Genomic DNA, 2,883 nt, shown 5'->3' with positions numbered 1-2,883 from the left:
TCTTCTTGAGGCAAAAAAATGATGTCATTCTCTTTGTATACTCGTTGCTTGTTGTCTCGCTCTAGCAAAACGAAGTCCCCATTTTTACGTCTACGTAGATACATGGTCGGTAGAGGAAACAAGCGCACAACACGCTTGAAGTGGTCGCGGATTTTTAAAAATGCGGCATCACCAAACGTGAAGTAGTTATTACAAAAAGATTGAATCTGCCGACGTCTTGAACCGCCACCTGAAATAAAACGGGCAGCAACATAATTTGCTCGAGCTTTAAGTAAAGACCCGTGATAGGCGTTTGCACGTGAAGTTTCTGCTAAGCCCTGGCGTGAGATTGGAGGTTCCCAGTAACCATCAGTGTCGTTATAGAAAAGCTCAGAATATGAAGTCATCCAACTCGTTGAGTCAATTGCCTCAGGTGTGGAGTCAAGGTGATAAACCGATTCCACATGTTGCTCCTGTTGTACTAGTTTGTCTTTTTGATTGTTCATGCTGCAGTCGCCCAGGTTGATTTCGTTGGTGTGTTGTGGTCTAGCGGCTCATTGATAATGGCGTGTGAAATGGCCCAAAACGCATCAGCGTGGCCTGTTGTTTCACTTCGCTCTGCTTTAAAGGTCATAGCGTTACCGCTATTGGTCGGCACTCGTTTAATCGCCATAAATGCCATAGCAATGTCTTTGTGTTCGGCATCAAACTGCAGTCGTTTTGCTTCTACGATATCGATCATCTTCATTACTAAGCGATTCTTGTTTTCGTTGCTGTAATGTATGGCGTGGGCCTCACGAGGGTGCTTTTTCTTAATTAAGTCCCAAACACCGCCACCAATGCCTGTAGTATCAACGCCTATGTAAGTGACTTTGTAGCGTTGAAATACCTTTTCAATTTCACTCACGTGGTACTGGAAGTTAAGCCCTTTCCAGTAGTGCTTCTCTAAGACACGAAACTTTTCACCTGCAACTGCCGGTGGAGCTATTACTACCAAACAAGCATTGTCTCGCGTTCGGCTAGGGTCATAACCCAACCATACTTCACGCCCGGCAAACGGTGATTTTGTTTTCGGCTTGAAGTCCTGCCAGTGGGCAGAGTCAACCATGCCTTTTTCGAGGTCAGAGAATTTGAATACAGACAAAGAGCCGTCGACGAAGATACACATAAACAGGTTATCGAAATCGTCTTTACTGTATTCGTCCTTCAGTTCTTCAATATCAAATAGTTCACAGCCGCCTGCAGCAGCGTCTTCAATCGTGACGACGTATCGCCACTGCTTATCAGGGCAAAGTACACCCCCATCGCGATATTCATCGAACGTTGGAAACTCAATTTTGGCGCGTGAGTCTCTGCCTTTTCGCCATTGGTCGCCCGTCCAAAACGGATATGCCTGGTGCATTTTCGATGATGGTGTCGAAAAGTAGGTTTTACGCCATTTTTTATGGGTAGCCATTGCCGAAGCGAGTTTGTTTAGTTCGTCAAACTTCGGTATCCAGAAATACTCATCTACATAAACATGGCCGTGGTAACTTTGCGCGGTTTTGCTATTGGTAGATAAAAAACGAAGTTCAGCACCATTGGAGAGAATGATCGGGTTTCCAGTTAGCTCTATGTCTAAGAACTCTTTTGCAATAGCAATGATGTAGCTGCGGAAAACTTCCGCTTGAGCTCGTGATGCTGACAAAAAGATCTGGTTATCGCCGGTCAGAATCGCATCTTCTAACGCTTCACCACTGAAGTAGTAAGTTGCGCCAATCTGGCGGGACTTAAGAATGTTTCGAATACGCTGTTTTATGTTGTTGCGCATTACATGCTGATAGGCAAACAGGGAGTCATGCCATGTGACAAAGTCATCTTCACTCAGTTCGCTGATGTCATTCTTTTTACTTTTACGTTTCTTGGTAGATTTTGAATTACTGCTAGATTTCTGGCTGTTACGGCTATTCGTACCGTCGTGCTTTTTATTCCCTGTATTTAAAGGTTGCTCACCTTGCTGCTTTTCTTGTGCCCTTTGTTTCTTTAATGCAGCGTGATGCTTGATAAGCCGATCGAGCATGTCTAGTTGGTTTTTACTGGGGTCAACAAGTTCAAGCAGTGTTTGAATTCGATTTGCTATCGCTTCATCAATGGTTTGTTCACGCAACATATCGCGCCAACCGAATTTATCTGCCCAGTAATAAATGATGCGCTCATTATTCAGGTTCAGTTCGGTAGCGATTTCACGTGGCGTCCAAGCTTTCAAATAGAGTGCTCGGGCGGCTTGTCGTATTTCGGGAGAATATGCCATAAGCGCATCATACGCGCCGAAAACTTGCAGATGACTAAGCAAAGTTCGGATGAATTCGGATAGTAAATGTATCCGAATTACAAGGAATTGAAGTAGCTGAAACGACACATTCAAAGGCGTATTGTTTGCTCGAACCGTATGTGATTGACAAGTTTGAGTACAAAAATGCCAAAGATTAGTGAGTGGAAAATCATCGCGACAGAAGGACCGACCGTCGACGGGCGTAAAATAACCCGTGATTGGATTGAGCAAATGGCCGCTAGTTATTCGATGGATGAGTACACCGCACTAATTTGGCCTGAGCATCGTCGATTTTACGGTTACGGTGAAAACTGGGGCCGAGTGGTTGAAGTAAAAGCGGAGGAACAAGGCGGAAAATTACGTCTGTTCGCCAAGCTAGAGCCGAATGACTATCTGCTTGAAGCCAACCGTAAAAAACAAAAACTTTTCACATCTATTGAGCCAAATCCCGACTACAAGGGGGAAGGGCGTTGCTATCTAATGGGCCTAGCTGCGACTGACTCCCCAGCCTCCACAGGAACATCGCTCCTTCAATTCTCTCGTGTTCATGGGGAAACCACCGAGATCAAAGCAAGCCATTTAGAAGAGGTGGA

At 45.0% G+C, this 2,883-nt stretch carries 2 protein-coding genes and 1 pseudogene; 1 reads left to right on the top strand and 2 read right to left on the bottom strand.

Going from position 1 to position 2,883, the window contains the following annotated elements:
- Both IQR33_RS33090 and IQR33_RS13590 read right to left on the bottom strand, forming a co-directional pair.
- A pseudogene (locus IQR33_RS33090) lies at positions 1–485 on the bottom strand (phage portal protein); the annotation flags it as partial.
- Positions 482–2,269 (bottom strand): terminase large subunit domain-containing protein, encoded by a 1,788-nt coding sequence (locus IQR33_RS13590; protein WP_017821169.1) that lies wholly within the window; start codon positions 2,267–2,269, stop codon positions 482–484. The pseudogene IQR33_RS33090 and the gene IQR33_RS13590, both read right to left, overlap by 4 nt.
- A gap of 165 nt (positions 2,270–2,434) precedes the next feature.
- On the opposite strand from IQR33_RS13590, the gene IQR33_RS33085 reads away from it, so the two are divergent.
- A partial coding sequence (locus tag IQR33_RS33085; protein ID WP_228013890.1) for a GPO family capsid scaffolding protein occupies positions 2,435–2,883 on the top strand: 449 nt, incomplete at its 3' end.

This window comes from Vibrio sp. OPT46 (assembly GCF_015163535.1).
Classification (GTDB): domain Bacteria; phylum Pseudomonadota; class Gammaproteobacteria; order Enterobacterales; family Vibrionaceae; genus Vibrio; species Vibrio alginolyticus.
This window is presented reverse-complemented; position numbering and strand designations above follow the sequence as displayed.

Bases quoted from the DNA above. Each gene is read 5' to 3' on its own strand.
- IQR33_RS13590 (WP_017821169.1), bottom strand. From the start codon at position 2,269: ATGGCATATTCTCCCGAAATACGACAAGCCGCCCGAGCACTCTATTTG.